Consider the following 25,020-nt stretch of genomic DNA (forward strand, 5'->3'; position numbering starts at 1 on the left):
GACGGGGGCGGGATCAGGTCACGTCGTCGTAGCCGTTGACCCGGTCCGTGCCCGGCAGCTCGGGAGCGCCACTGGCGCTCACGGCCTCCACGTCGCCGATCTCTTCCGGTGTGAGGTCGAGCTGGGAGGCTTCGTCGTCCCCGGGGCCGGCGGCCTCCCGACGCGCCCTGCGCCGGTCGTTGAACATCGAGATCCCGACCGCGATGAAGTAGAGGACCCAGATCGGTGCGGCCAGCGCCAGCATCGTCAGCGGGTCCGTGCTGGGCGTGGCGACGGCCGCGAACACCGTGATGCCGACGATCATGCCGCGCCACCAGCCGAGCATCCGCCGGCCGGTCAGGATGCCCGTGAGGTTGAGCATGACGAGCAGCAGCGGCATCTCGAAGGCGAGGCCGAAGACCACCACCATGCGTGTGACCAGGTTGAGCAGATCGTCCAGCGGAAGCAGGTTGTCCACCCCGGAGGGCGTGAAGTCGATGAGGACCTTCGCCGTGGTGGGCAGCACGTTGTAGGCGAGGTAGCCGCCGCCGAGGAAGAGGGGGAAGCCGAAGCCGACGAACGCGTAGGCGTACTTCTTCTCGTGACGGTGCAGGCCCGGCGCGACGAACGCCCACAGTTGGTAGAGCCAGACCGGGGCGGCCATCACGATGCCGGCCATGAGGGACACCTTCAGCGCGAGCGTGAAGGGCGCCAGCAGACCGTTGATCGTGATCCGGGCGCACGTCTGGTGTTGCTTCGACTTCGCCAGTTCCTCGAAGGACTGCGAACACCCCACCGAGTGCAGCACCGGCTTGGTGAGGAGATTGATGATGTCCTTGTAGAAGAAGGCGGCCACGACCGTGACAACCAAGATCGCCAGGACACCCTTGGCGAGCCGGTTGCGCAGCTCACGCAAGTGATCCGCGAGAGGCATCCGCCCCTCGGGATCCGTCTCCTTCTTGCGGGCAGACTTGAGCAACCCACATCCTCATCTCGTGCAGCGGACCGGATGCACCGGTCCTCGCGTCAGCGCTGGGTGGTCGTGTCCGTCGGCTCGTTGACCGGCCGGGAGCTGGTCACGTCGCCGGGCGCGGCCTGGATCGTGCGCTGAGCCGGGGACTGCTCCTCGGCGGGCTGGGCGGAGGCGGTGGACTGCTTGCCGTCGTCCTTCATCGCCTTGGCCTCGCTCTTCAGGATGCGCGCGGACTTGCCGAGCGAGCGAGCCATGTCCGGAAGCTTCTTGGAACCGAACACGAGGACGATCACGAGAACCAGGAGCACCAGGTGCCACGGCTCAAGTGCGTTGCGGAACATAAGTCTTCACCTTCTCACTGAGGCGGGCGGCTGGGCATGTCCGACGGGTCGGACAAGTGTCTGACCATCGTGCTGGCAGCGATCGTAACGCCCAGGGGTGAACGTAGAACAATCCCCGTGCGTACTCCCGCTCTCTGCGGACCGCGCCTCGTTTCCGGGCCGCGACCAGCAGCGTACCTGGCCGGACCGGCAAGGTGACAGGTCGAAGTGACCCAAAGCGCACGGCCTGCGGTGATCAGAGCGCATCGACAGCACGGGCCGTGCTGACGGCCGCCCGCTCCAGATCCTCCGCCGCCCTGTTGATACGGCGCGCGGAATCGGCGACCTGCTGCCCGAGGCGCCGCGCCTCCAGGAAGACCCGGACGGCGAGCACCCCCAGGACAGCGAGACCCAGGAAACCCACGGCTACCGCGAACATCGGCCAGAACATGACGTCGAGACTAGACGGTGGAGTGCAGGCGCAGCGTCCTGACCCCACCGCCGGTGAGCAGCTCGACGATCCGCTCCCCGGCGGGCTTGCGGACGGCGGCACCGCAGTCGGGGCAGGTGAAGGAGTAGAACGTCGTACGGCTGGACGCGCCGATGGCGAGGCGCAGTGCGCTCGCGGCCAGCTCGAAGCGGCCTCGGCAGTCCGGGCAGCCCGCTTTGAACATCACGGGGACGACTCTCCTCATCCCCGCGAAGGCGGTCGCCACCGTCATCTCACCCGCACGCTCGCTCACAGGCCTCGCTCCTCCTTGTGGTCGTTCGCCAAGCACGCCGCTGGATGTGCCGCACGTCGGACACGGCCCCGCGCCCCTCTGGAGCGCCTCACCGACCGGAGCTTGCCGGCTGCCCCGTGTCGTACGCCGCCAAGGCCTCGGCCGCCGCCGTCCGAGCACTTTCGGCCAGCTCCGGCGGGGAGACGATCCGGCCGTCGGCGCCGAGGCGCAGGGCCAGTCGGCGCAGGGAGGCCGGGTCGGGGGTGCGCAGAGTGATACGCAGGCCGCCGTCGGGAAGCTCATCGGCGCTGTCGTGCGGGTAGTACTCGGCGACCCAGCGGCCGCCGGGGCCCACCTCGACCACGACCTCCGGGTCCTCGGCGGCCGGCTGCACCAGGGCCTCGGAGAGGTCCCGCAGCTCTATCTCGGGCGGCGCGGACGGCTCGTCCAGGATTCTGATCTCGGCCACCCGGTCGAGCCGGAAGGTGCGCCGTGCCTCGGAGCGGCGGCACCAGGCCTCGACATAGGTGTGTCCCACGCTGACCAGGCGGATGGGATCGATCTCGCGCTCGGTGACCTCGTCGCGGGCCGGGGAGTAGTAGCGGATCCACAGCCGGCGGCGCTCGGAGATGGCCCGGTCGACGTCGGCGAAGACACCGCCCTCGGACTCGAAGGTCACCGACAGCCGGGCGCTGGCCCCGGCGGCCTCGCCGGCCGCGGCCTCCACCTTGGCGGTGGCGCGCAGCAGGGCCTGGCGGTCGCTCTCGCGCAGGCCGGGCAGGGTGGAGACCGCGCGGGCGGCCACGAGCAGCGCGGTGGCCTCGTCGGCGGCGAGCCGGAGCGGCTCGGCGGCCTCCTCGCCGAGCGCGGCCGGGTTGTGCCACCAGATGCGCTCGCCGTCGGTGTCGATGTCCAGCAGGTCGCCGCCGCGGAAGCTGGTGCCGCACATGGGCAGCAGATCGAGGTCGGCGACCAGCTCGTCCTCGGTGATGCCGAAGGCGCGGGCGACGTCCGCGATCCGGGCGCCGGGGCGCTCCCTGAGATACGTGACCAGGGAGAGCATCCGCCGGGTCTGGTCGATGGCGTTCACGGGCCTGACCGGTTTGCCTGCCATGGTGGTACTCCCCCCTCAGCCCTTGGCCACGGCGCGCAGCCGGTCCACCACGTCCGCGCGCAGCTCGGCCGGCTCCAGGACCACCACGTCCGGTCCGAACTCGACCAGCCAGGCGTCCAGGCCGTGCCCGTACGGAATCTCCAACTCGTCCCAGCCGTCGCCGAGTTCCCGGACGCTGATGGCCTTCGCCCGAAGGGGGTAACCGGAGCCGGAGCGCAGCCGGATCAGCGCCGAGCGGTCGGTGATCTCCCCGGCCCAGCTCGCCACGGTCTCGCGCACGGTGACGACGTCCGGCACGGGGGCGGTGAAGCCGGTGCCGCGCGAGCGGACCCGGCCGGTGATCCGGGAGAGCCGGAAGACGCGCTCGGCGCCCCGGTCACGGTCGAATCCGGCCAGATACCAGTGCCCGCGCCAGCACTCCAGGGCCCAGGGCTCCACGTGCCGGGGCTCGGGGCGGGCGGCGGAGGCCTTGCGGTACTCGAAGACGACCGGGCGTCGGTCGCGGCAGGCCAGCATCAGGGGCTCGAAGGCGGTCTCGTGGACCGGGATGCGCGGTTCCAGGGCGCCGTGCGCCTCGTAGGGGTCGACGTCCTCGGGCAGTCCGGCGGCGCGCAGCTTCTGCAGGGCGCCGCTGGCGGCACCGGCGAGGCGGGCCTGCTGCCACACCTTGGCGGCGAGTCCGAGCGCCGCGGCCTCCTCGGCGTCCAGGGTGATGGGCGGCAGGCGGTTGCTGTCGCGGCGGGCGAGATAGCCGACCTCGCCGTCGAGGTTCTCCACGGTCTCGATGACCAGGCCCAGCTCGCGCAGGTCGTCCTTGTCCCGCTCGAACATGCGGTTGAAGGAGTCGTCGCTGCCCGCCCCACCGGTCTGCGGCCTGGCGGCCTCGACGTATGCCTCGATGGAGTCCCGCAGCTCACGCTTGCTGAGCGGCCGCCGTGCCCCGAGCAGGCACAGCGCGAGGTTCATCAGCCGCTCGGCCTTGGCAATGGCCATCGACGCCCTTCGCCTCCCCTTTTCATGCTTCCGACCGATGACCGTACCGCTCCTCGGTGCGGTGGCAAAAGCGAGGGCCCATGCCCGGGCAGGCATGGGCCCCGAGTGATCGGATCCGATCAGACGGCGATGAGGTCCACCACGAAGATCAGCGTCTCGCCGGGCTTGATCGCCGGGGTCGGGCTCTGGTCGCCGTAGGCGAGGTGGGCGGGGATGGTCAGCTGGCGGCGGCCGCCGACCTTCATGCCCTGGACGCCCTGGTCCCAGCCCTTGATGACGCGGCCCCCGCCGAGCGGGAAGCGGAACGGGGTGCCCCGGTTCCAGCTGGCGTCGAACTCCTCGCCGGTGCTGTAGGAGACGCCCACGTAGTGCACGGTGACGGTCTGGCCCGCCTGCGCGACCTCGCCGTCGCCCTCCCAGATGTCCTTGATCTCAAGGTCGGCCGGGGCCGGGCCCTCCGGGAAGTCGATCTCGGGCTTGTCGATGCTCACGTCAAAAGCTCCTGCTTGTGTACGACACGAATCGCGGACAGTCTTTCATCTCCACAGGCGTCCCGCCCGCCTCGGGCACCGGGCGCTACATCGCCGCGAGGATGTCCACCGTGAACACGAGGGTGGAGCCCTTCTTGATGTCACCGCCGCTCGGCGGGGTGTTGCCGTAACCCAGCTCCGGCGGGACGACGATCAGCACCCGGCTGCCGATCTTCTTGCCGGTCAGACCCAGTGCCAGGCCCTTGACCGTCTGCTGCATCTGCTGCAGCGAGAACTGGGCGAGCCGGCCCGAGCCGTACGTCCGCTCGAAGGTCTTGCCGCTGTCCCAGACCAGGCCCTGGAACTGGCACAGGACCGCCTGGTCGGCCTTGAGCTCGGCTCCGTCGCCCTCCAGGACATACTCGGACACGAGCTTCTTCGGCGGGGCGGTCTTGGGAATGGTGACCTTCGGGACGTTGCCGTCGGTGTCGGTGGCCACCTTGGGCAGGGCCGCGTCGGTCTGCGCGACGGCCTTGCCGTGCGCGGAGCTCTTGGAGTTGAAGGACCCGATCAGGTCGATCACGAAGACCAGCGTGTCCGTGCCCTTGATGCCCGCCTGCGCGTTGCCCGACGTGCCGTAGCCCCAGGTGGGCGGCACGGCGATCTGGATGCGGCTGCCGGTCTTCTTGCCCGTGAGCGCGTACCGCCAGCCGTCGATGATGCTGCCCTGGGCCAGCTGCATCACCAGCGGGCTCTTGCGGTCGTAGGAGTTGTCGAAGACCTTGGCGGTGTCCCAGATCTGGCCCAGGTAGTTGGCCTGGATGAAGTCGTTCTCGGCGACCGTGCGGCCGCTGCCCGCGATCACGGTCTTGACCGCGAGGTTCTTCGACGGCTCCCCGGTGCCCTTCGCCACCGTCGGCTTCTCGCCGAACTTCGTGCCCGCCGTGATCGCCGGCAGCGGTCCCTCCACGATCTTCGGCGGGGGTGCCGTGGACACCGAGGGCGTCGGCGAGGCGCTCGCCTTGCTGGAGGCGGACTTGTTGTCACCGCACGCGGAGAGGGTGACCAGTCCCGCGGGTACGGCGGCGAGGAAGAGTGAGCGTCGGCGCACGGAAGGGCCTCGTAATCGGTCGATCTTGTGGATTGGCGTGCGCGCAACTCTACGACGCGAGAAGGGCGCCGTACGGGAAACGTACGACGCCCGTGTGGCGTTCCGGCAATTCGGTGCGGAAACGCTTGACTCGCTCGTCTTCGTCACATTCCGGCGATGAGCTTCTCCACCCGGTCGTCCACGGAACGGAACGGGTCCTTGCACAACACGGTGCGTTGTGCCTGGTCGTTGAGCTTGAGGTGGACCCAGTCGACCGTGAAGTCCCGGCGCTGTTCCTGGGCGCGGCGGATGAAGTCGCCGCGCAGCCTGGCCCGAGTGGTCTGCGGGGGAACCGACTTGCCCTCGAAGATCTTCAAGTCGTTGCAGACCCGCGCGGCTTGGCCCTTGCGCTCCAGCAGGTAGTACAGGCCGCGGCGGCGATGGATGTCGTGGTAGGCGAGGTCTATCTGCGCGACCCGCGGGTGCGACATGGTCATGTTGTGCTTGGCCCGGTACCGCTCGATGAGCTTGTACTTCATGACCCAGTCGATCTCGGTGGCGATGCGGTCCAGTTCCTCGGCCTCGATCGCGTCGAGGGTGCGGCCCCACAGCTCCAGGACCTGGGCGACGGTGCCGGTGCGGATGCCCCGGCGGTCGCAGAAGTCCACGGCCTTGTCGAAGTACTCGCGCTGCACCTCCAGCGCGGACGCCTCCCGGCCGCTGGCCAGGCGGACCTTGCGGCGGCCGGTGATGTCGTGGCTGACCTCGCGGATCGCCCGGATCGGGTTCTCCAGGGTCAGGTCGCGCATCACGGTGCCCGCCTCGATCATGCGCAGCACGAGGTCGGTCGCGCCGACCTTGAGCAGCATGGTCGTCTCGGACATGTTCGAGTCGCCCACGATGACGTGCAGCCGGCGGTAGCGCTCGGCGTCCGCGTGCGGTTCATCGCGCGTGTTGATGATGGGCCGCGAGCGGGTCGTGGCCGAGGAGACGCCCTCCCAGATGTGCTCGGCGCGCTGGCTGACGCAGTACACGGCGCCGCGCGGGGTCTGGAGCACCTTGCCGGCGCCGCACAGCAGCTGCCGGGTGACCAGGAAGGGGATGAGGATGTCCGCGAGCCGGGAGAACTCCCCGTGCCGGGCCACCAGATAGTTCTCGTGGCAGCCGTAGGAGTTGCCCGCCGAGTCGGTGTTGTTCTTGAACAGGTAGACGTCGCCTGCGATTCCCTCCTCGTGCAGGCGTCGTTCCGCGTCCACCAGGAGTCCTTCGAGAATGCGCTCGCCGGCCTTGTCGTGGGTGACCAGTTCGATCACGTTGTCACATTCGGGGGTCGCGTATTCCGGATGTGAGCCCACGTCGAGATAGAGCCGGGCGCCGTTTCGCAGAAAGACATTGCTGCTGCGGCCCCATGACACGACACGGCGGAAGAGGTACCGCGCCACCTCGTCAGGCGACAGGCGGCGCTGTCCCCTGAACGTGCACGTGACGCCGTACTCGTTCTCCAGCCCGAAAATGCGGCGGTCCATGACTGAACATTACGCCCGATCCCCTGAGCTGAAACGGGGTTCGACAGCACGATTTGGATCATTTTCCGATGAAGCCGCAACGACCTCGCCGCACGCGGGAGCTGCGAGGACCCGTGCGGTGGCGAGCAGGACCAGCAGGGACACGGCCCCCGCGACACCGGGCACGGCGAAGCCCCACACCGTGCCGCCGGCCTGGACGACGGGTCCCGCGAGGCCCGTGCCGACCGAGGCGCCCACGGTGAACGTCGTCACGAGCCAGGAGAACGCCTCGGTGACGGTCCCGCTGGGCGCATGCCGGTCGACGATGATGAACGCGCAGGCGATACAGGGTGCGAGGAACACTCCGGACAGGACCGTGAGCAGGACCATGGCCACCGCGCCCGGCACCAGCGTCAGCGGCAGGTAACACACCGCCAGAAGGGCCACCAGGAACCGCAGTCGCCGCTCGGGCGCACCGGCCCACCGGCGGGCGCCGTAGACCGTACCGCCGGCGAGCGCGCCGAGGCCGAGCCCGGCCATCATCCAGCCGTAGACCGCGTCGCCGCCGTGTCCGTCGGCGTACGACACCGACGCGACCGTGATGGAGCCCAGCGCGATGCCGATGAACAGGAAGGCGCCGAGCAGGGCGAGCAGGCCGGGCGAGCGCAGGGCGCCGAGCCAGTGCGCCTCGCGCGGGGCCGAGCGCCACGCGCGCGAGGGCGGCGAGACGACCACGGAGAGCGCGCCGAGGACGCCCAGGAGGTTCAGCACGAGCAGGGCGGCACGCTCGTCCCACAGGGACACGCACAGGGTCACCAGCAGCGGCCCCACGGTGAACATGACCTCCTGCGCGATCGCGTCCATGGCGTACGCGGTGTGCACCTGCTCCTCGCGGCGCAGCACCGACGGCCACAGGGCGCGCAGGCCGCCTTCCAGGGGCGGGGCGAACAGCCCGGCCACGGCGACGGACGCGTAGGCGAGCGGCAGCGGGTCGGTGCCGGACAGGGCGAAGACGGTCATGGAGAGGGCGGCGAGGAGGGCGGCGGGCAGCTGGACGCGCGGCTGGCCGTGCAGGTCCACGAGCCGGCCCAGCACCGGCTGGCCGACCGCGTTGGCGACGCCGTAGACGGCCGCGAGGGCGCCGGCGAGGCTGTACGTGCCGCCCTCGGCGCGGACGAACAGCACCAGGGCGATCGCGGCGGTGGCGTTGGGCAGCCGGCCCACCAGGGTGCCGGTGAGCAGCCGCAGCGCGTGCCGCGCCCGGAGTATCTCCAGGTATCCGGTGGCCATGTACCGCCTCCAACGGCTCCCCCCGGGACGCCTCGACGACCCGACGTGTTACGTATAACTTCCGTCTTCATACGTACCATGTGCGCTGTTCGGACGTCCAGACGACGGGAGTGAGCCGGAGGGCGCGCCGGTGTCGGGGGGCGCGAGCGCGCGGAGGCCCGAAGGGCTGAGCACGGTCGCGCTCTCGAACACCGGCTGAGAGCGCCCGGAGGCGAACGACCCAAAAAGAAGGGAGCGCACCCGCGGTGGCACGCAGCAGTACGCGCCCGACCAGCCGTGACGTCGCCCAGGCGGCCGGGGTCTCGCAGGCCGCCGTCTCCCTCGTGCTGGGCGACAAGTGGCGCGGCCGTGTCTCCGAGGCCACCGCCGAGCGGGTCCGCGAGGCCGCGCGCGACCTCGGCTACCGCCCCAACCTTGCCGCCCGCAACCTCCGGCTCGGCCGCACCCGCACGGTCCTGCTGGTCGTGCCCGCGCTGACGACGGAGTTCTTCGCGGGCGTCTACACGGGCGCCGCGCGCGTGGCGGCCGAGAACGGCTTCGGGGTCGTCCTGTACCCCTCCCCCGAGGGCGTCGGCCCGGCCCGCGACCCCTTCGCCTCCGCGCAGGCCGCGCTGGACGGTGTCATCGCCTCCTCCATGGCCGCCGACGCGCTCACCGCGATCCGCGGCGACCAGCTGCCGCTGGTCATGCTCGACAGCGACCCGGAGGGCAGCCTGGGCGCGGCCACCGTGAACCTGGACATCGCCGACGGCGTCCGCCAGGTCACCGACCATCTGCTGGGCCTCGGCCACCGCCGGGTGCTGCATCTCGCCGCGGACGTGCCCTCCTGGACCTTCGACATCCGCGCGCGCGAGCTCGCGGCACGCATGGCGGCCGTGCCGGGCACACAGGTCCGTACGGCCAGGGCCCCGATCTCCATCGAGGACGCCCTGGCCGCGACGGAGGCCGCGCTCCGGCTGCCCGGCCCCCGGCCGACGGCGGTGGTCTGCGACGACGACAAGCTCGCCGCCGGCGCCTACAAGGCCGCCCGCCGGCTCGGCCTGCGCATCCCGGACGACATCTCGGTCACCGGCCTCGACGACCTCGCCCTGGCCACCGCCATCGACCCCGAGCTGACGACGGTACGACTGGACGCCGAGCTCTTCGGCGAACGGGGCATGCGGGCCCTGCTGGCGGTCCTGGAGGGCGAGGAGCCCGACGGCGGGGACATCCCGGTCCAGCTGGTCGTCCGTGCCTCCACGGCCCCTCCACCGGGCGCCTAGGCCCGGCTTTCCAGCACCTCGGCGGACGGCTCGAAGCCGGAGCGGCGGCAGAGCGGGACGCTGCGTTCCGACGGCCGCACGATCAGGACCTCCAGACCCTGCTCGCGGGCGTGCGCGCGCAGGGCGGCCGGCAGACGGGCGCCCAGGCCGCGGCCGCGGTGGTCCGCGGTGACGTAGAGGTTCGTCACGTACCCGAAGGGTGTGTTGTCCTCGTACGGCTCGGGGACGCGCTCCACGAGGTGCAGGAAGACATGACCGTGCAGGGTGCCCGCGTGCTCCGCGACCCACGCCTGCCGGCGGCCGTCGGCCGGCCGCTCGGCGATCCACCGGTCGGCCTCGGCCACCGGACCCGGTTCCCACCGGACCCGGTTCCCGCCGCGGCCCCTCGTGGTCCTCCTGCTTGAAGGCCCAGCGCAGCCGGGCCGGTTCGGGTGCGCCCGAGGGGGACCGCACGGCGCGCCTGGAAGTCGGTCGTCATGCCGGGAGTCTCGCGGACGCGCCGGGCCGACGGCATCCGGGTCTTCCGTGCCCGGACACCGCTGTGCCCCGGCCGGGACTGCGGCCGGGGCACACCTGAGCGGCAGGGGGTGGCGGGCTACTCCTCCCCGGACTCCTCGGGCTCCTCGGCGGTCTCCGCCTCGGTGGCCCCGCCGTCCGCCTCCAGCAGACGGGCGAGCTGGCGGCCGACGATGCGCTTGAACTTGCGCTTCTGCGGACGTGTGCGGTCCAGCACCGCGACCTCCAGGCGATCGGCGGGGATCTCCCGCTGGGTGCCGTTGGGGTCGCGGGACAGGGCCTTCACAGCGAGCTGCAGCGCCTCGGCCAGGGTCATGCCGTCGCGGTGCTCGCGGTCCAGATAGGTGCTGATCTGCTCCGGGTTGCCACCGACCGCGACCGAGCCGTGCTCGTCCACGATGGAGCCGTCATGCGGCAGCCGGTAGATCTGGTCGCCCTCGGCGGTCTCCCCCACCTCGGCGACGATCAGCTCCACCTCGTACGGCTTCTCGGCGGCCGAGGAGAAGATCGTGCCCAGCGTCTGGGCGTAGACGTTGGCGAGGCCACGGGCGGTGACGTCGTCGCGGTCGTAGGTGTAGCCGCGCAGGTCGGCGTAGCGGACGCCGCCGATGCGCAGGTTCTCGTACTCGTTGTACTTGCCGGCGGCGGCGAAGCCGATCCGGTCGTAGATCTCGCTGAACTTGTGCAGCGCGCGGGACGGGTTCTCGCCGACGAACACGATGCCGTCGGCGTACTGCAGCACGACGAGGCTGCGGCCGCGGGCGATGCCCTTGCGGGCGTACTCGGCCCGGTCGGCCATGGCCTGCTGGGGTGAGACATAGAACGGCGTCGACACCGGTTATCCGTCCCTTTCTGTCATGGTCACTGGATCACCTTGATAAGAACCGGGGCCGCTGCCTCAGAGCAGGGCGGCCTTGGGGCCGTCGGGCTCCTCCAGGCGGCGCTGGAGCACCGCGCGGGAGAGCTCCGAGGACTCGTCCTCGGTGAGCCGGCGGAAGCCGTCCTCGGTGATCACGGTGATGATCGGGTAGATCCGGCGGGCGACATCGGGACCACCGGTCGCCGAGTCGTCGTCTGCCGCGTCGTAGAGGGCCTGGACCACCAGCGTGGTGGCCTGCTCCTCGGTCAGGTCGTCACGGAACAGCTTCTTCATCGCACCGCGCGCGAAGATCGAGCCGGAGCCCGTCGCCGCGAAGTTGTGCTCCTCGCTGCGGCCGCCCGTGACGTCGTAGGAGAAGATGCGCCCCTTCTCGCGGTCCAGGTCGTACCCCGCGAAGAGGGGGACCACGGCGAGGCCCTGCATGGCCATGCCGAGGTTGGAGCGGATCATCGTCGACAGCCGGTTCGCCTTGCCCTCCAGAGACAGCTGGGCGCCCTCGACCTTCTCGAAGTGCTCCAGCTCCAGCTGGAAGAGCTTGACCATCTCCACGGCGAGACCCGCGGTGCCGGCGATGCCGACCGCCGAGTACTCGTCCGCCGGGAACACCTTCTCGATGTCCCGCTGGGCGATGACGTTGCCCATCGTCGCCCGCCGGTCACCGGCGAGCACCACGCCTCCGGGGAACGTCACGCCCACGATGGTCGTGCCGTGCGGCGCCTCGATCACGCCCTGGGTGGGCGGCAGCTGCCGGTTGCCGGGCAGCAGCTCGGGCTGGTGCTCGGAGAGGAAGTCCATGAACGAAGAAGAGCCTGGCGTCAGGAAGGCAGCTGGTAGACGCCCGGTGCCACGAGTATTGGCTTCCACAAGTTTCCTTCCACGTAAGCGATATGCCACGGACCCTACCCGGGTCGGGGCGGTGATCCACATGCCCGGCGGACCCTGTGCCGGGAACGAAGACTGCTCGCGGACCGGACTCCTCCGGCCGCGAGCAGCGCTTCGTCGTCCGCTCATCGGCCACTCACGACTCCCCCACCCTCGAACCTTTGATTCGAAGGCAAGGACGGGCTACTGTCCGCCCTTTTGTACGAAGGAGCGCACGAAGTCCTCGGCGTTCTCCTCCAGGACGTCATCGATCTCGTCCAGGACGGAGTCCACGTCGTCGGACAGCTTCTCGTGGCGCTCCTTGAGGTCTCCCTGGGCCTGCGCGTCCTGCGCCTGCTCCTCGACCTCTTCGGTGGAGCGTGTGGCCTTCTGCTGGCCGCCGCCGGTGTCCTTGGTTGACATAACCCTCACCCCGCTCAGTTCGCCTGCCGATCGGTGATGATCAGACCCTACAAGCCGGGTCCGACATCGTCCCCGCAGTTTCCACAACGTGCGGGGACCACCTCGATGATTCCCGGGCGGTGGGATTTCCACCCTGTCCGCCCGGGCTGGAACGGGTACCCCGCCGGCCGCTCTCAGCCGCCCGACAGCACCCTGACCAGGTCTTCCGCCGTGCGGCAGCGGTCCAGCAGCTCCTTGACGTGATTTCGCGTTCCGCGTAGCGGTTCCAGGGTTGGGACGCGCTGGAGGGAGTCGCGGCCGGGGAGGTCGAAGATGACCGAGTCCCAGCTCGCGGCGGCCACGTCGTCCGCGTACTGCTCCAAGCAGCGGCCGCGGAAGTACGCGCGCGTGTCCTCCGGCGGCCTCGTACGGGCCCGGTCGACCTCGGACTCGTCCAGCAGCCGCTTCATGCGTCCGCGGGCCGCCAGACGGTTGTAGAGGCCCTTCTCGGCCCGTACGTCGGCGTACTGGAGGTCGAGGAGGTGGAGCTTGGCGGCGTCCCAGTCGAGGCCGTCGCGGCGCCGGTAGCCCTCCATCAGCTCCCGCTTGGCGACCCAGTCCAGCTCGCCGGCCAGACTCATCGGGTCGTTCTCCAGCCGGTTGAGCGTGTCCTCCCAGCGGCTCAGAACGTCCTTGGTCTGCTCGTCCGCGTCCGCGCCGTAGCGCTCCTCGACGTACTTGCGGGACAGCTCGAAGTACTCCATCTGCAACTGGACCGCGGTGAGTGTGCGGCCGCTGCGGAGCGTGACCAGGCGCTTGAGGCCGGGGTCGTGGGAGACCTGGTGGAGGGTGCGCACGGGCTGGTCGACCGCCAGGTCCACCGCGATGAAACCGTCCTCGATCATGGAGAGCACCAGGGCGGTCGTGCCCAGCTTCAGGTACGTCGAGATCTCGGACAGGTTCGCGTCGCCGATGATCACGTGCAGCCGGCGGTACTTCTCGGCGTCGGCGTGCGGCTCGTCGCGGGTGTTGATGATCGGGCGCTTCAGCGTCGTCTCCAGGCCGACCTCGACCTCGAAGTAGTCCGCGCGCTGGCTGAGCTGGAAGCCGTGCTCGTGCCCGTCCTGGCCGATGCCGACGCGGCCCGCTCCGGCGAAGACCTGACGGGAGACGAAGAACGGCGTCAGGTGGCGCACGATGTCCGAGAAGGGGGTCTCCCGCTTCATCAGGTAGTTCTCGTGCGTCCCGTAGGAGGCGCCCTTGTTGTCGGTGTTGTTCTTGTAAAGGTGGATCGGCTGGGCGCCGGGGAGCTGCGCAGCCCGCTCGGCGGCCTCGGCCATGATGCGCTCGCCGGCCTTGTCCCACAGCACGGCGTCGCGCGGGTTGGTCACCTCGGGGGCGCTGTACTCGGGGTGGGCGTGGTCGACGTACAGCCGCGCGCCGTTGGTGAGGATCACATTGGCGAGGCCGATGTCCTCGTCGGTGAGCTGGCTGGCGTCGGCGGCCTCCCTGGCGAGGTCGAAGCCCCGCGCGTCCCGGAGCGGATTCTCCTCCTCGAAGTCCCAGCGGGCCCGGCGGGCCCGGTGCATCGCCGCCGCGTAGGCGTTGACGATCTGGGACGAGGTGAGCATGGCATTGGCGTTGGGGTGGCCGGGGACGGAGATCCCGTACTCCGTCTCGATGCCCATTACTCGCCGTACGGTCATGCGGCCCTCCTTGCCCGGCGGCACCCTCGGTCGTGGGCGCCGCTCACGTACCGCTGGCGCTCCGGTGCGTGTGCGGTGCCCGTCCCCGCACTGCGCGACTCGGCGGTAGGAACGAGCCTAGAACGCCTTTGCGCTGGTGGGGAGATCATTTGCGTCATTGCCTGCTCCGGTCGTGGCCCGTGTCGGCCAGAAAAACAGAGGGCTGCGGGTACCCGGTGAGGGCACCCGCAGCCGCCCTGCTTCTACAGGTACTGACCGGTGTTCGCCACCGTGTCGATGGAGCGTCCGGTGTCCGCGCCCTGCTTTCCGGTGATGAGCGTACGGATGTACACGATCCGTTCGCCCTTCTTTCCGGAGATCCGGGCCCAGTCGTCCGGGTTGGTGGTGTTGGGCAGGTCCTCGTTCTCCTTGAACTCGTCCACGCAGGCCTGGAGCAGGTGGGAGACGCGGAGACCCTTCTGGCTCTTTTCGAGGAAGTCCTTGATCGCCATCTTCTTGGCGCGTCCGACGATGTTCTCGATCATGGCGCCGGAGTTGAAGTCCTTGAAGTAGAGGACTTCCTTGTCGCCGTTGGCGTAGGTGACCTCCAGGAAGCGGTTCTCCTCGGACTCGGCGTACATGTGCTCGACCGCCGTCTGGATCATGCTCTGGACGGTGGTGGCCTTGTCGCCGCCGTGCTCGCCGAGGTCATCGGAGTGCAGCGGGAGGCGCTCGGTGAGGTACTTGCCGAAGATGTCCTTGGCCGCCTCGGCGTCCGGCCGCTCGATCTTGATCTTCACGTCGAGCCGGCCGGGGCGCAGGATGGCCGGGTCGATCATGTCCTCGCGGTTGGAGGCGCCGATCACGACCACGTTCTGCAGGCCCTCGACACCGTCGATCTCGGCGAGCAGCTGCGGGACGATGGTGTTCTCCACGTCCGAGCTGACGCCGGAGCCACGGGTGCGGAAGAGGGACTCCATCTCGTCGAAGAAGACGATGACGGGGGTGCCCTCGCTGGCCTTCTCCCGTGCCCGCTGGAAGACGAGACGGATCTGCCGCTCGGTCTCGCCGACGTACTTGTTGAGCAGCTCGGGACCCTTGATGTTCAGGAAGAAGCTCTTGCCCGCGGCCTGGCCGGTGACCTCGGCGACCTTCTTGGCCAGCGAGTTCGCGACAGCCTTGGCGATGAGCGTCTTGCCGCAGCCGGGCGGCCCGTAGAGCAGCACGCCCTTGGGCGGCCGCAGCTCGTGCTCCTTGAACAGGTCGGGGTAGAGGTACGGCAGCTCGACCGCGTCGCGGATGGCCTCGATCTGGTTGCCGAGACCGCCGATCTGCTCGTAGCCGATGTCCGGGACCTCTTCGAGGACGAGCTCCTCGACCTCGCTCTTGGGCACGACCTCGTAGACGTAGCCGGAGCGGGGTTCGAGCAGCAGGGCGTCGCCGGCGCGGATGGTGGTGCCGAGCAGCGGCTCGGCGAGCCGCACCACCCGTTCCTCGTCGGTGTGCCCCAGCACGAGGGCGCGCTCGCCGTCCTCCAGGATCTCCTTGAGGGTGACGATGTCGCCGACGCTCTCGAACTCCATGGCCTCGACCACGTTGAGCGCCTCGTTGAGCATGACCTCCTGGCCGCGCCGCAGATCGTCCAGGTCGACACTCGGGCTGACGTTCACCCGGAGCTTGCGGCCGCCGGTGAAGATGTCGGCGGTGCCGTCCTCGTTCGCCTGCAGGAAGACTCCGAAGCCGGCCGGCGGCTGGGCGAGCCGGTCGACCTCCTCCTTGAGGGCCACGATCTGGTCGCGGGCCTCGCGGAGGGTGTTGGCCAGTCGTTCGTTCTGGGCGGACACGCCGGCCAGGTTGGTCTGCAGCTCGACGATCCGCTCTTCGAGAATCCTCGTGTGTCGCGGAGAGTCGGCGAGCTTGCGTCGCAGGACGGCGATCTCCTGCTCAAGGTAGGCGATCTGCCCGGCCGGGTCGTCGGACCCTCGTCCCGGGCGGATGCCGCGGTTCATGTCGTCGTCGTGGGCTGCCACGGTCCTCACCTCCTCCAAGGGGAGCTGGACGCTTCCAGACCCTACCTGGGTGGGTGTCGATTGAAACCCCTAGATCACCAAGACTGTCAAGGTGTGTCGTCGGTCACCCGGTGCGCTCTCCCTCGCACGGAGGGGATACCCACTCAACGTGATGTGGAAGCGGTTTGTTCCAGGCATCGCGTGGTCGAAACCCTTCAAGGATGGCCGGAGTTGACCGGTCCGGGCCGGTCGGCCCGCACGCGGGCAGCCCGCGGCACGCTCTTACGATCATCACGCAGAGCGACGGTCCGGGCGGACGGTGTCACCGCCGGTCCGGCCTGAAGTGGTCGTTCCTGTGGCCGGGACTCCCCCGTCCTGGCCGGGACTCCCCGATCCCGGTCGGGCGGTCGTACCCGAGCGGGATCGGGCGGAAACCCGGTCACCGGCGGAACAAGGCCCAAATGCGGCGGAGGTAGGGTCGAGGGACGTTCGACAGCCGCTGGAGCGGACCCGGCCGGCGCCAGGCCCCGGCCGCCCGGCGAACCGGAAGGGCAGGAGAAGTGACCGTGCAGCAGGAGGCCCCGGGCGGCGAGGCGCTGGAGGTCTGGATCGACCAGGACCTGTGTACCGGCGACGGGATCTGCGCCCAGTACGCCCCCGAGGTGTTCGAGCTGGACATCGACGGGCTGGCCTATGTGAAGGGCGCGGACGACGAGCTGCTCCAGTCCGCGGGGGCGACGACTCCCGTACCGCTGCCGCTGCTCACGGACGTGGTGGACTCGGCGAAGGAGTGTCCCGGCGAGTGCATCCATGTGCGCCGCGTTTCGGACAAGGTCGAGGTGTACGGGCCCGACGCGGAGTGAGTCCGGCCGGGCCCGGTGCCGGGCGTCCGGGTCAGACGCCGCGGGCCGCTCCGGGCGAGGAGCGTATGAACGCGCTGCCGTTCCACTGCCACTTGGCCGGGGTCTTCAGGTCCGGGCAGCAGTTGGGCACGGCGTCCGAGGAGTAGCCGAGCAGGGTCGCGCCGACCGCACGCGCGCGCAGCGAGAAGTCCGTGACGGTCAGCCGGTCCTGCGGCTTCACGAGCGTGGCGACCACGCGGGGCGTGCCGCCGTCGGACGGGCGGGTGATGACGTAGACCCCGTCCGGCGGGGTGCCCATGGAGGAGTCGCAGTGCACCACCGCGACCGTCTCCGGTCTGCCGTCGCCGTCCAGGTCCCCGCTGGCCTGCTTCGCCACCACCGCCTTCACCGGGCCGCAGTTCAGCGGGAACTCCACGCCGTTGGTGCCGGGCGGTGCGACGGCCACATGGACGGTCTTGGGCTGTGCGCCGGTGGCGGCCGTGGCCGAGCCGGGCTGCACGACGGAGGACAGGGCCACGACGCCGGCGACGGCCGTGGCGGTGGCGACCCAGTGGATGGGCCTGGTGTGGGTGTGGGCGAGCTCCGGAACGGCGGATTGCTGCACGAGGAGTGTCTCCTGTGAGGGCTGTGCCGGTGGGGGGGTGGCCAGCATGGTGCCACACGTCACAACCCGGGGGAACGGCGGGGTCCGAGGTTACGAACACGGGCCGCCGGGATTGCTCGGTTTGTGGCACCCCTGCCAACAGAAAGGCGCTGTGGCCGAGTTCCGGAGGCTTTCCGGGAACTCGGCCGCAGCGCCCGTACGTTGGCTGCGGTACGCGGCCGCGTCAGCGGCCGCCTCCGTCGGCGTTGGGACCGGCGTAGTCCTCGCCGTAGGCGCCCTTGGCGGGGCGGCGGCGGCGCATGGGCGGCTCGACGCCGTCCGCGAGGCGGCGGGCGGTGAGCAGGAAGCCGGTGTGGCCGATCATCCGGTGGTCCGGGCGGACGGCCAGGCCCTCGATGTGCCAGTTGCGGATCATGGTCTCCCAGGCGGTCGGCTCGTTGAAGCAGCCGATCTCCCGGATGGACTCCACGGTCCGGGCGAGCTGGGTGGTGGTGGCCACGTAGCAGCACAGGATGCCGCCGGGGACCAGCGCCTTGGAGACGGCCTCCAGGCACTCCCAGGGGGCGAGCATGTCGAGGATGACGCGGTCGACGTCGGTGTCGGACAGGTTGTCCTGGAGGTCGCCGACGGTGAGCTGCCAGGCGGGGTGCGGGCCGCCGAAGTAGCGCTCCACGTTCGCTTGCGCGATCTCCGCGAAGTCCTCGCGGCGCTCGTAGGAGTGCAGCATGCCCTGGTCGCCGATGGCGCGCAGCAGGAAACTGCTGAGCGAGCCGGAGCCGACGCCGGCCTCCACGACGCGCGCGCCGGGGAAGATGTCGGCGAAGGCGAGGATCTGCCCCGCGTCCTTCGGGTACACGACGGCTGCCCCGCGGGGCATGGACAGGACGTAGTCGGGGAGCAGGGGGCGCAGCGCGAGATAGGCCACGTTGCCGGTGGTGCGGACAACGCTGCCCTCGGGAGCACCGATCAGTTCGTCGTGCGGGAAGGAGCCCTTGTGGGTGTGGAAGTTCTTCCCGGCTTCGAGCGTGAACGTGTAGTGGCGGCCCTTGGGGTCGGTCAGCTGAACCTGGTCCCCGACCTTGAAGGGCCCGCGCCTGCGGGCGGCACCGGTCGGTTCGGACATGTGAACAGACTACCGGGGTTTGTGGGGGCCGCCGACCACTACGACGGCCTGGCCATGGCCTTCACGAAGGCGCGCTCCACGTCCGCCGCCGACAGCACGCCGTAGATCTCGCCGGTCTCCTCCACGACCAGGTACTCGGTCGCCGGGGTGGCCCGCAGGACGTCCAGGAGGTCCTCGCCGGCCAGCTCGGCGGAGACGCGCATGCCCTCGGTGAGGTCCTGGGCGAGGCCGCTGACCGCGACCCAGGGGCGGCGGTGTTCGGGTACGCCGACGATGGCGGCCTCGCGGACCAGGGAGATCGGGTTGCCGTGGGCGTCGACCACGACCAGGGCCCGGGCGCCGGCGGCGTTGGCCCGGCGCAGGGCCTCGGACAGCGGGGTGTCGGTCTGCACGGGTACGGCCCGCCGGGTGAGGGTGCGGGCGCGCAGCTCGGGGAGGTGCTCGCGGAGCCGGGCCATGCGCAGGCTGTTGCCGGCGCCGGTCCAGATGATCGCGGCGAGGATGGCGGCGAGCAGGGCGTCGGTGACGGTGTCCATGCCGCTGACCTGGGTGCCGTCGCCGCCGAGCGCGCCGGACCGGTTCATCAGCGGCAGGCCGATCAGGACCGCGACGGCGAGGGCGCGGCCGACCCAGGCGGCGGCGATGGTGCCGCTCATCGGCCTGCCGGTGATCTTCCAGACGACGGCGCGGAGCATACGGCCGCCGTCCAGAGGCAGGCCGGGCAGGAGGTTGAAGGCCGCCACGATCAGGTTGGAGATCATCAGCCCGGCGAGCAGGACACCGGGCACGGAGCGGGGCTCGACGGGCTTCAGGGCGAGGTAGAACAGGCCGGCGAGGACGAGGGAGAGCAGCGGCCCGACGAAGGCCAGCACGAACTCCCGGCCCGGGGTCTCGGCCTCCTTCTCGATCTCGGAGACACCGCCGAAGAACTGGAGCTGGATGCGGCGCACCGGGAGCTTGAAGCGGATCGCGGCGACCGTGTGGGCCAGCTCGTGGACCAGCACAGAGGCGTAGAACGCGACGGCGAAGAACAGGGAGACCAGATAGCGGGCGGCGCCCAGCTCGGGCAGCACGCGGTCGAGCTGGCCGCCGAACACCCAGGTGATCAGCACGGCGACGAGGAACCAGCTGGGCGCCACGTACACCGGCACCCCGAAGGGCCGCCCCATGAGAATGCCCCCGCCCGGCTCCTTGGGCCGCGGCTGCGGCGGCTCGCCCTTGGCGATACCGGAGTGAGCGAGGGAGCGGTGCTCGGAGGGGGACGCGTCCCGGTGCTTGTCGGCAGGGGTGGCCGTGTCGTCGGCGAGGGTGGTGTTCCGGCCGGGGGAATCCCCGTCCTTGGCGTCCTTGCCGGGGGAATCCCCGTCCCTCGCGTCCCCGCCCTGGGTGCTCCCGGCCTCGGTACTCCCGGCCTCGGTGTTCCCGCCCCGGGCAGCCTCGCCGCGGGCGTCCCCCTCGTCGTCCGGGGAGCGGCCCGTGCCGGGGGTGTCGGGCTGGTCGGCGGGGGCGGTCGTCGGGGCCGTAGGAACTGCGGGGTGCTCGGCCGGCTCGTCGTTGCCGGACCGCGGCTGCCCGCTCCCGCCGCTCACGTCCACGGTGTCCCCTCGTTCGAAGCGTCTTCCGCGCCTGCCGGGCGGAAGGGTCTGAGGTCGATGGTATGCGGCCGTCGCGGCACGTTTCGCCCCGGCACCCCCGGTGTTCGCCCCGCAGTTGCGCGGGCGGCGCGGGCGGGGAGTGGGTCACTGTCAGTGGTGGGCCGTAAGGTCTGTGGGCATGGACAGCAGCTTCGAGGACGCGGCGGCCGAACGCGTCGCCATGGCGCCCACCTCCCTGTCGCCCTCCCGGGCCGGCGACTTCATGCAGTGTCCGCTGCTGTACCGGTTCCGGGTGATCGACCGGCTGCCGGAGAAGCCGAGCGAGGCGGCGACCAGAGGCACGCTGGTGCACGCCGTGCTGGAGCGGCTGTTCGACGCGCCCGCCGCGGAGCGGACCGCGCCGAAAGCCAAGGCGCTGATCCCGGGGCAGTGGGACCGGCTGCGGGAGAGCCGGCCGGAGGTGACCGAGCTGTTCGCCGACGATCCGGAGGGCGAGCGGCTGGCGCGCTGGCTGGCCGAGGCCGAGCAGCTGGTGGAGCGCTGGTTCACGCTGGAGGACCCGACGCGGCTGGAGCCCGCCGAGCGGGAGCTGTTCGTCGAGACCGAGCTGGAGTCGGGGCTGCGACTGCGCGGGATCATCGACCGGGTCGATGTGGCGCCGACGGGTGAGGTGCGGATCGTCGACTACAAGACGGGCAAGGCACCCCGGCCCGAGTACGCCGAGGGCGCGCTGTTCCAGATGAAGTTCTACGCACTCGTGGTGTGGCGGCTGAAGCAGGTCGTGCCGCGCCGCCTCCAGCTCGTCTATCTGGGCAGCGGGGACGTGCTGACGTACGACCCGGTCCGCGCCGATCTGGAGCGGGTCGAGCGCAAGCTGCACGCGCTGTGGGACGCCATCCGGCAGGCCACGGAGACCGGCGAGTGGCGCCCCCGCCCGACCAAGCTGTGCGGCTGGTGCGACCACCAGGCGCACTGCCCGGAGTTCGGCGGCACTCCCCCGCCCTATCCGCTCCCGGTGAGGGCGCCCGAGTCCGAGGCGGGGTCGCAGGGCAGAATGGGCCCGGACTAGCGAAGGAGTGTCACGTGGCCATCCGCGTCCTACTGGTCGACGACCAGCCCCTGCTGCGTACGGGTTTCCGGATGATCCTGGAGGCCGAGCAGGACATCGCGGTCGTGGGCGAGGCCGGTGACGGCCTGCAGGCCCTCGATCAGGTACGGGCCCTGCAGCCGGACGTCGTCCTGATGGACATCCGTATGCCGCGGATGGACGGGGTGGAGGCGACCCGGCAGATCACCGGGCCCGACCGGTCCGGCCCGGCGAAGGTGCTCGTACTGACCACGTTCGATCTCGACGAGTACGTGGTGGAGGCGCTGCGCGCCGGGGCCAGCGGCTTCCTGTTGAAGGACGCCCCCGCCAACGAGCTGGTGCAGGCGATCCGCGTGGTCGCGGCCGGGGAGGCGATGCTGGCGCCGAGCATCACGCGCCGGCTGCTGGACAAGTACGCCACGCATCTGCCGTCCGGCGAGGAGCCGGTGCCGGACACCCTGCACACCCTCACCGACCGTGAGGTGGAGGTGCTGAAGCTGGTGGCGCGCGGCCTGTCCAACGCGGAGATCGCCGCCGACCTGTTCGTCAGCGAGACCACCGTGAAGACGCATGTGGGGCATGTGCTGACCAAGCTGGGCCTGCGGGACCGGGTGCAGGCGGCGGTGTACGCGTACGAGAGCGGGCTCGTCCGCCCCGGCGCACAGTAGGCACCAGGAGCGTACGACGGCGAAGGGCGCCCCTCTCCCGTGGAGAAGGGCGCCCGTGCCGTAGCCGGCGTCAGGTCAGCCGCTCACACCACGGCCGAGCTCCCACAGCTGAAGCGTCGAGGAGGAGTTGAGGGCGTACGCCACACCCGTGATGTCGTCCCGTGCGGCGACGTACTGCTTGCCCTGCCACAGCGGCAGGATCGGGACGTCGTCGGCGACGGTGTCCTGGATCGAGGTCAGGCTCTTGGTGGCGGCGGCCCGGTCGGCCTCGCGACGGGACGCCGGGATCAGCGTGTGCTCGATGGTGGGGTTGGAGTACGGCGAGCCGAGGGTGTTGTCCGCGTCGAGGAACGGCGCGAGGAAGTTGTCGGCGTCGGGGAAGTCGGGGAACCAGCCCATGCCGTAGACGTCGTACTGGCCCTTCTTCTCGGCGGGCCGGAACTGGTCCCAGGGGTGGCCCTGGATGGAGGCGTCGAACAGGCCGCTGTCGTTGAGCTGCTTCTGCAGGACCTCGAACTCCTGCTTGGTGGCCGAGCCGTAGTGGTCGGTGGTGTAGTGCAGCGTCAGCTTCACCGGGGTGGTGATGCCGGCCTTCGTCAGCAGGTCCTTCGCCTTGGCGACGCTGGGGTTGCCGTACTTGTTGAAGAACGAGTTGGAGTGACCGGTGATGGTCGCCGGGACCAGCGAGTACAGCGGCTCGGCCTGGGTGCCGTAGACCTTGGAGACCAGTTCGCCGCGGTTGATCAGCTGCGCCATGGCCTGGCGGACGGCCTTGGACTTCACGCTGGTCGCGTCGGTGTTGAAGGCCAGGTAGCGGATCTCCAGGCCCGGCATCTCCACCAGGTCGACCTTGTTGCCGGTGCCGGCGTCCAGCTTCTGGATCTGCGCGGGGTCCATGGTGCGGGTCATGACGTCGATGTCGCCCTTGTCGATCGCCGCGCCCATGGCGCCGGCGGAGTCGTAGGAGCGCATCACGACCTTGTTGTTGTTCACCGTCACCGCGCCCTTGTACGAAGGGTTCTTGGTGAAGGTGGCGCTGACGATCGCGTTGTCCTTGACGTCGGCCTGGAACGTGTAGGGACCGGAGCCGTCCAGCGAGAAGCCGTCGCGCAGCTTGCCCTGCTGGTAGTCCTTCGGGTTGACGATGCCCGCGACCGGGGTGGACAGCTTGTACGGGAAGGTGGCGTCGGCCGCGTTGAGGTGGAAGATGACCTCTTTGTCGCCCTGCGTCTCGATCGTGTCGATGGTGTTCAGCAGCGAGGAGACGCCGCTGTCGGCCTTGAGGTGCAGGGCACGCTCGATGGAGAACTTCACGTCCTGGGCGGTCACCGGGTCGCCGTTGGCGAACTTCAGTCCGTCGCGCAGCTTGCAGGCGTAGCGCTCGCTGCCGCTGTCGGTGAAGCCGCAGCTCTCGGCGGCGTCCGGGACCAGGTCGCCCTCGCCCTTGGGCAGGGTCATCAGCGTCTGCACGGTCTGCCGCAGGATGTTCCAGGTGCCGACGTCGTAGGCGTAGGCCGGGTCGAGGGGCGCAGGGGCATCGCTGGTGGCGGTGAACCGGTCCGTGGTGCCGACGACGATCGCGTCGCCGTTCTTGCCCCCGCTGCCGGATCCGCCGCACGCGGCGAGAACCGGGGTGAGCAGGCCGGCCACCGCCGGCAGCACCAAAGTCTTACGGTTCATGCGGGAGTTTCTCCAGAGCTGTTCGGGTCCGTGTATCCGGCACGCAGGGGGTGGAGGCGGCGGAAACGCGGGGGGTTACGGCGATGTTCTCGCGATGAGATTAGTCCGCGCCCGCAGGAGGGTTCACGGCCCCGCGAGTTGACCGGCCATCACGCAGTGAAACCGGCTGTGGACACACCGAAAACCCGACAGCGGCAGGATTAGTGCAGCTTCCCCCCAATCGGGACACAAGGACCGGCCCTCGCCCCCCGAACAGGGCCGACCAGCACACTCGCGCAGGGTTGTCGAGGCCCGCCGGGGTGGGGAACGTCACACTCCCAACTGTGCGGGCACTCAGTGGAATTCGGCCGCGCGCCCGGCCACGAATTCCACTCCGGTGTACTTCCCCGGAAATATGTCCAGCGCGATCATTGGGATACCCCCCGTGAACAGCTGACGCATTTCCGTCATCAGGGCGCCATCAGGCCCCGCAGAAATGCCAGGTCGACCTCTTCCAGAGAGGTCACCACGGTGCGTCCCGCGGCCGGGGCGATGGGGGCGACGGAGGGTACGGCGACCACCCGGCAGCCCGCGGCCTCGGCGGCGGCGACCCCGGTCGTGGTGTCCTCGACGACGGCGCAGCGGGCCGGGTCGGCGCCGAGCCCCGCCGCGGCGAGCAGATACGGGTCCGGGTAGGGCTTGGTGCGCGAGACCTCGTCGCCCGCGATCGACAGGGCGAAGTACTGGGGGCCGAGCATGCCCAGCACACGGTCGATGATGCGCCGGTGGGAGGCCGAGACCAGGGCCGTGGGAACGGCCTGCTCGTGCAGCTCGGCGAGCAGCCGGGCGGCGCCGGGCATGAGTGGCAGGGCGCGGCCGATGCGGTCCTCGAAGCCCTCGTTGAGCAGCGTCGTGAGCTCGGCGAGGGTGACGTCGGCACCCGTGGCCTCGATGAGGAACCCGGCGCTGCGGGTCATGGGCCCGCCGACGACGACATGCCGCCAGGACTCGTCCAGGGTGTGGCCGAGGGCGGCGAAGACCTCGACCTCGACGTCCCACCAGAAGCCCTCGGTGTCCACCAGGGTGCCGTCCATGTCCAGGAGCACCGCCTGCAGCGTCGAGCCTTCGGCCGTACGGGTTCCGAGCGCGGGGACCGTGGCTGTCATCCACGCACCTCCTTGGGGGACGAGCAGGCCGGTTCCCGTGCGGGAACCGGCCTGCGGTGGGCCGACAAGTGTACGTCGCGCGCGCCCGAAGCGCCTCGTTTATCACTGGAGCCAGGGGGTACCCCGTGAAACACGCGGGCGCAGGCCAGGGGGCTCTTCGGCATGCGCGCGGAGATCCCCCGGC

General features: G+C 70.3%; 25 protein-coding genes. 4 read left to right on the forward strand and 21 right to left on the reverse strand.

Annotated elements, in window-relative coordinates:
• Window positions 1-13: 13 nt before the first annotated feature.
• The 10 genes from tatC to LE548_RS20145 all read right to left on the reverse strand — a co-directional run bounded on the left by tatC (window position 14) and on the right by LE548_RS20145 (window position 8,456).
• The gene (tatC, locus tag LE548_RS20100) at window positions 14-958 is read right to left on the reverse strand and encodes a twin-arginine translocase subunit TatC (RefSeq protein ID WP_225098275.1); all 945 of its coding nucleotides are present in this window, start codon (window positions 956-958) and stop codon (window positions 14-16) included.
• Window positions 959-1,005: 47 nt separating this feature from the next.
• On the reverse strand, window positions 1,006-1,293 hold the full coding sequence (gene tatA / locus LE548_RS20105) for a Sec-independent protein translocase subunit TatA (protein WP_225098276.1): 288 nt from the start codon (window positions 1,291-1,293) through the stop codon (window positions 1,006-1,008).
• A gap of 235 nt (window positions 1,294-1,528) precedes the next feature.
• The gene (locus tag LE548_RS20110) at window positions 1,529-1,723 is read right to left on the reverse strand and encodes a hypothetical protein (protein WP_225098277.1); all 195 of its coding nucleotides are present in this window, start codon (window positions 1,721-1,723) and stop codon (window positions 1,529-1,531) included.
• 10 nt (window positions 1,724-1,733) lie between these two features.
• Entirely contained in the window at window positions 1,734-1,994 is a 261-nt protein-coding gene (locus tag LE548_RS20115) for a hypothetical protein (protein ID WP_225098442.1), read from the reverse strand.
• Between the two features lie 109 nt (window positions 1,995-2,103).
• Window positions 2,104-3,108, reverse strand: coding sequence for a YafY family protein (locus LE548_RS20120; RefSeq protein ID WP_225098278.1), 1,005 nt, complete (start codon window positions 3,106-3,108; stop codon window positions 2,104-2,106).
• A gap of 15 nt (window positions 3,109-3,123) precedes the next feature.
• Complete coding sequence (locus LE548_RS20125; RefSeq protein ID WP_225098279.1) at window positions 3,124-4,101, reverse strand: YafY family protein; 978 nt, start codon at window positions 4,099-4,101, stop codon at window positions 3,124-3,126.
• A gap of 119 nt (window positions 4,102-4,220) precedes the next feature.
• Window positions 4,221-4,592: an FKBP-type peptidyl-prolyl cis-trans isomerase gene (locus tag LE548_RS20130; RefSeq protein ID WP_225098280.1), complete on the reverse strand. Its 372-nt coding sequence runs from the start codon at window positions 4,590-4,592 to the stop codon at window positions 4,221-4,223.
• 85 nt (window positions 4,593-4,677) lie between these two features.
• Entirely contained in the window at window positions 4,678-5,682 is a 1,005-nt protein-coding gene (locus LE548_RS20135; RefSeq protein ID WP_225098281.1) for an FKBP-type peptidyl-prolyl cis-trans isomerase, read from the reverse strand.
• 143 nt (window positions 5,683-5,825) lie between these two features.
• On the reverse strand, window positions 5,826-7,187 hold the full coding sequence (gene pafA / locus LE548_RS20140) for a Pup--protein ligase (RefSeq protein ID WP_225098282.1): 1,362 nt from the start codon (window positions 7,185-7,187) through the stop codon (window positions 5,826-5,828).
• Window positions 7,188-7,196: 9 nt separating this feature from the next.
• Window positions 7,197-8,456, reverse strand: a complete 1,260-nt coding sequence (locus LE548_RS20145; RefSeq protein ID WP_225098283.1) for an MFS transporter — start codon at window positions 8,454-8,456, stop codon at window positions 7,197-7,199.
• A 245-nt stretch (window positions 8,457-8,701) separates the two neighbouring features.
• Between LE548_RS20145 and LE548_RS20150 the strand changes: the two genes are divergently transcribed.
• Entirely contained in the window at window positions 8,702-9,718 is a 1,017-nt protein-coding gene (locus LE548_RS20150) for a LacI family DNA-binding transcriptional regulator (RefSeq protein ID WP_225098284.1), read from the forward strand.
• Here the strand turns inward: LE548_RS20150 and LE548_RS46075 are convergent.
• From LE548_RS46075 to arc, 6 genes are all read right to left on the reverse strand, one after another.
• Complete coding sequence (locus tag LE548_RS46075) at window positions 9,715-10,062, reverse strand: GNAT family N-acetyltransferase (RefSeq protein WP_225098285.1); 348 nt, start codon at window positions 10,060-10,062, stop codon at window positions 9,715-9,717. The two genes, LE548_RS20150 and LE548_RS46075, sit on opposite strands and share 4 nt — an antisense overlap.
• A gap of 251 nt (window positions 10,063-10,313) precedes the next feature.
• Window positions 10,314-11,069, reverse strand: a complete 756-nt coding sequence (gene prcA, locus LE548_RS20160) for a proteasome subunit alpha (RefSeq protein ID WP_225098286.1) — start codon at window positions 11,067-11,069, stop codon at window positions 10,314-10,316.
• A gap of 63 nt (window positions 11,070-11,132) precedes the next feature.
• Window positions 11,133-11,978 carry a proteasome subunit beta gene (gene prcB / locus LE548_RS20165; RefSeq protein WP_225098287.1) on the reverse strand — a complete coding sequence of 282 codons (846 nt, stop codon included), beginning with the start codon at window positions 11,976-11,978 and terminating at the stop codon, window positions 11,133-11,135.
• Between the two features lie 201 nt (window positions 11,979-12,179).
• On the reverse strand, window positions 12,180-12,398 hold the full coding sequence (locus LE548_RS20170; protein WP_225098288.1) for a ubiquitin-like protein Pup: 219 nt from the start codon (window positions 12,396-12,398) through the stop codon (window positions 12,180-12,182).
• 173 nt (window positions 12,399-12,571) lie between these two features.
• A complete protein-coding gene (gene dop, locus LE548_RS20175) occupies window positions 12,572-14,083 on the reverse strand; it encodes a depupylase/deamidase Dop (RefSeq protein WP_361191123.1) in 1,512 nt (503 codons plus the stop codon).
• A gap of 242 nt (window positions 14,084-14,325) precedes the next feature.
• A complete protein-coding gene (gene arc, locus LE548_RS20180) occupies window positions 14,326-16,092 on the reverse strand; it encodes a proteasome ATPase (protein WP_225098289.1) in 1,767 nt (588 codons plus the stop codon).
• Between the two features lie 539 nt (window positions 16,093-16,631).
• Here arc and LE548_RS20185 point away from each other — a divergent pair.
• A complete protein-coding gene (locus LE548_RS20185) occupies window positions 16,632-16,934 on the forward strand; it encodes a ferredoxin (RefSeq protein ID WP_225098290.1) in 303 nt (100 codons plus the stop codon).
• 31 nt (window positions 16,935-16,965) lie between these two features.
• Here the strand turns inward: LE548_RS20185 and LE548_RS20190 are convergent, their stop codons facing one another.
• The 3 genes from LE548_RS20190 to LE548_RS20200 all read right to left on the reverse strand — a co-directional run bounded on the left by LE548_RS20190 (window position 16,966) and on the right by LE548_RS20200 (window position 20,256).
• Window positions 16,966-17,538 carry a hypothetical protein gene (locus LE548_RS20190; RefSeq protein WP_225098291.1) on the reverse strand — a complete coding sequence of 191 codons (573 nt, stop codon included), beginning with the start codon at window positions 17,536-17,538 and terminating at the stop codon, window positions 16,966-16,968.
• A 223-nt stretch (window positions 17,539-17,761) separates the two neighbouring features.
• Window positions 17,762-18,661: a tRNA (adenine-N1)-methyltransferase gene (locus LE548_RS20195; RefSeq protein WP_225098292.1), complete on the reverse strand. Its 900-nt coding sequence runs from the start codon at window positions 18,659-18,661 to the stop codon at window positions 17,762-17,764.
• 38 nt (window positions 18,662-18,699) lie between these two features.
• Entirely contained in the window at window positions 18,700-20,256 is a 1,557-nt protein-coding gene (locus tag LE548_RS20200) for a site-2 protease family protein (protein ID WP_225098293.1), read from the reverse strand.
• A 178-nt stretch (window positions 20,257-20,434) separates the two neighbouring features.
• Here LE548_RS20200 and LE548_RS20205 point away from each other — a divergent pair, with 178 nt between their 5' ends.
• On the forward strand, window positions 20,435-21,325 hold the full coding sequence (locus tag LE548_RS20205) for a RecB family exonuclease (protein WP_225098294.1): 891 nt from the start codon (window positions 20,435-20,437) through the stop codon (window positions 21,323-21,325).
• Window positions 21,326-21,339: 14 nt separating this feature from the next.
• Window positions 21,340-22,011, forward strand: coding sequence for a response regulator transcription factor (locus tag LE548_RS20210; protein WP_067050555.1), 672 nt, complete (start codon window positions 21,340-21,342; stop codon window positions 22,009-22,011).
• A gap of 75 nt (window positions 22,012-22,086) precedes the next feature.
• On the opposite strand, the gene LE548_RS20215 is transcribed toward LE548_RS20210, so the two are convergent.
• A complete protein-coding gene (locus LE548_RS20215; protein WP_225098295.1) occupies window positions 22,087-23,691 on the reverse strand; it encodes an ABC transporter substrate-binding protein in 1,605 nt (534 codons plus the stop codon).
• 449 nt (window positions 23,692-24,140) lie between these two features.
• Window positions 24,141-24,836, reverse strand: coding sequence for an HAD family phosphatase (locus LE548_RS20220; RefSeq protein ID WP_225098296.1), 696 nt, complete (start codon window positions 24,834-24,836; stop codon window positions 24,141-24,143).
• Window positions 24,837-25,020: the final 184 nt, after the last annotated feature.

This window comes from Streptomyces sp. CoH27 (assembly GCF_020181035.1).
GTDB lineage: Bacteria > Actinomycetota > Actinomycetes > Streptomycetales > Streptomycetaceae > Streptomyces > Streptomyces camelliae.

Bases quoted from the DNA above. Each gene is read 5' to 3' on its own strand.
- LE548_RS20220 (WP_225098296.1), bottom strand. From the start codon at position 24,836: ATGACAGCCACGGTCCCCGCGCTCGGAACCCGTACGGCCGAAGGCTCG.
- LE548_RS20120 (WP_225098278.1), bottom strand. From the start codon at position 3,108: ATGGCAGGCAAACCGGTCAGGCCCGTGAACGCCATCGACCAGACCCGG.
- LE548_RS20215 (WP_225098295.1), bottom strand. From the start codon at position 23,691: ATGAACCGTAAGACTTTGGTGCTGCCGGCGGTGGCCGGCCTGCTCACC.
- dop (WP_361191123.1), bottom strand. From the start codon at position 14,083: ATGACCGTACGGCGAGTAATGGGCATCGAGACGGAGTACGGGATCTCC.
- LE548_RS20125 (WP_225098279.1), bottom strand. From the start codon at position 4,101: ATGGCCATTGCCAAGGCCGAGCGGCTGATGAACCTCGCGCTGTGCCTG.
- LE548_RS20170 (WP_225098288.1), bottom strand. From the start codon at position 12,398: ATGTCAACCAAGGACACCGGCGGCGGCCAGCAGAAGGCCACACGCTCC.
- tatA (WP_225098276.1), bottom strand. From the start codon at position 1,293: ATGTTCCGCAACGCACTTGAGCCGTGGCACCTGGTGCTCCTGGTTCTC.
- pafA (WP_225098282.1), bottom strand. From the start codon at position 7,187: ATGGACCGCCGCATTTTCGGGCTGGAGAACGAGTACGGCGTCACGTGC.
- LE548_RS20205 (WP_225098294.1), top strand. From the start codon at position 20,435: ATGGACAGCAGCTTCGAGGACGCGGCGGCCGAACGCGTCGCCATGGCG.
- LE548_RS20115 (WP_225098442.1), bottom strand. From the start codon at position 1,994: ATGACGGTGGCGACCGCCTTCGCGGGGATGAGGAGAGTCGTCCCCGTG.
- LE548_RS20145 (WP_225098283.1), bottom strand. From the start codon at position 8,456: ATGGCCACCGGATACCTGGAGATACTCCGGGCGCGGCACGCGCTGCGG.
- LE548_RS20110 (WP_225098277.1), bottom strand. From the start codon at position 1,723: ATGTTCTGGCCGATGTTCGCGGTAGCCGTGGGTTTCCTGGGTCTCGCT.
- LE548_RS20195 (WP_225098292.1), bottom strand. From the start codon at position 18,661: ATGTCCGAACCGACCGGTGCCGCCCGCAGGCGCGGGCCCTTCAAGGTC.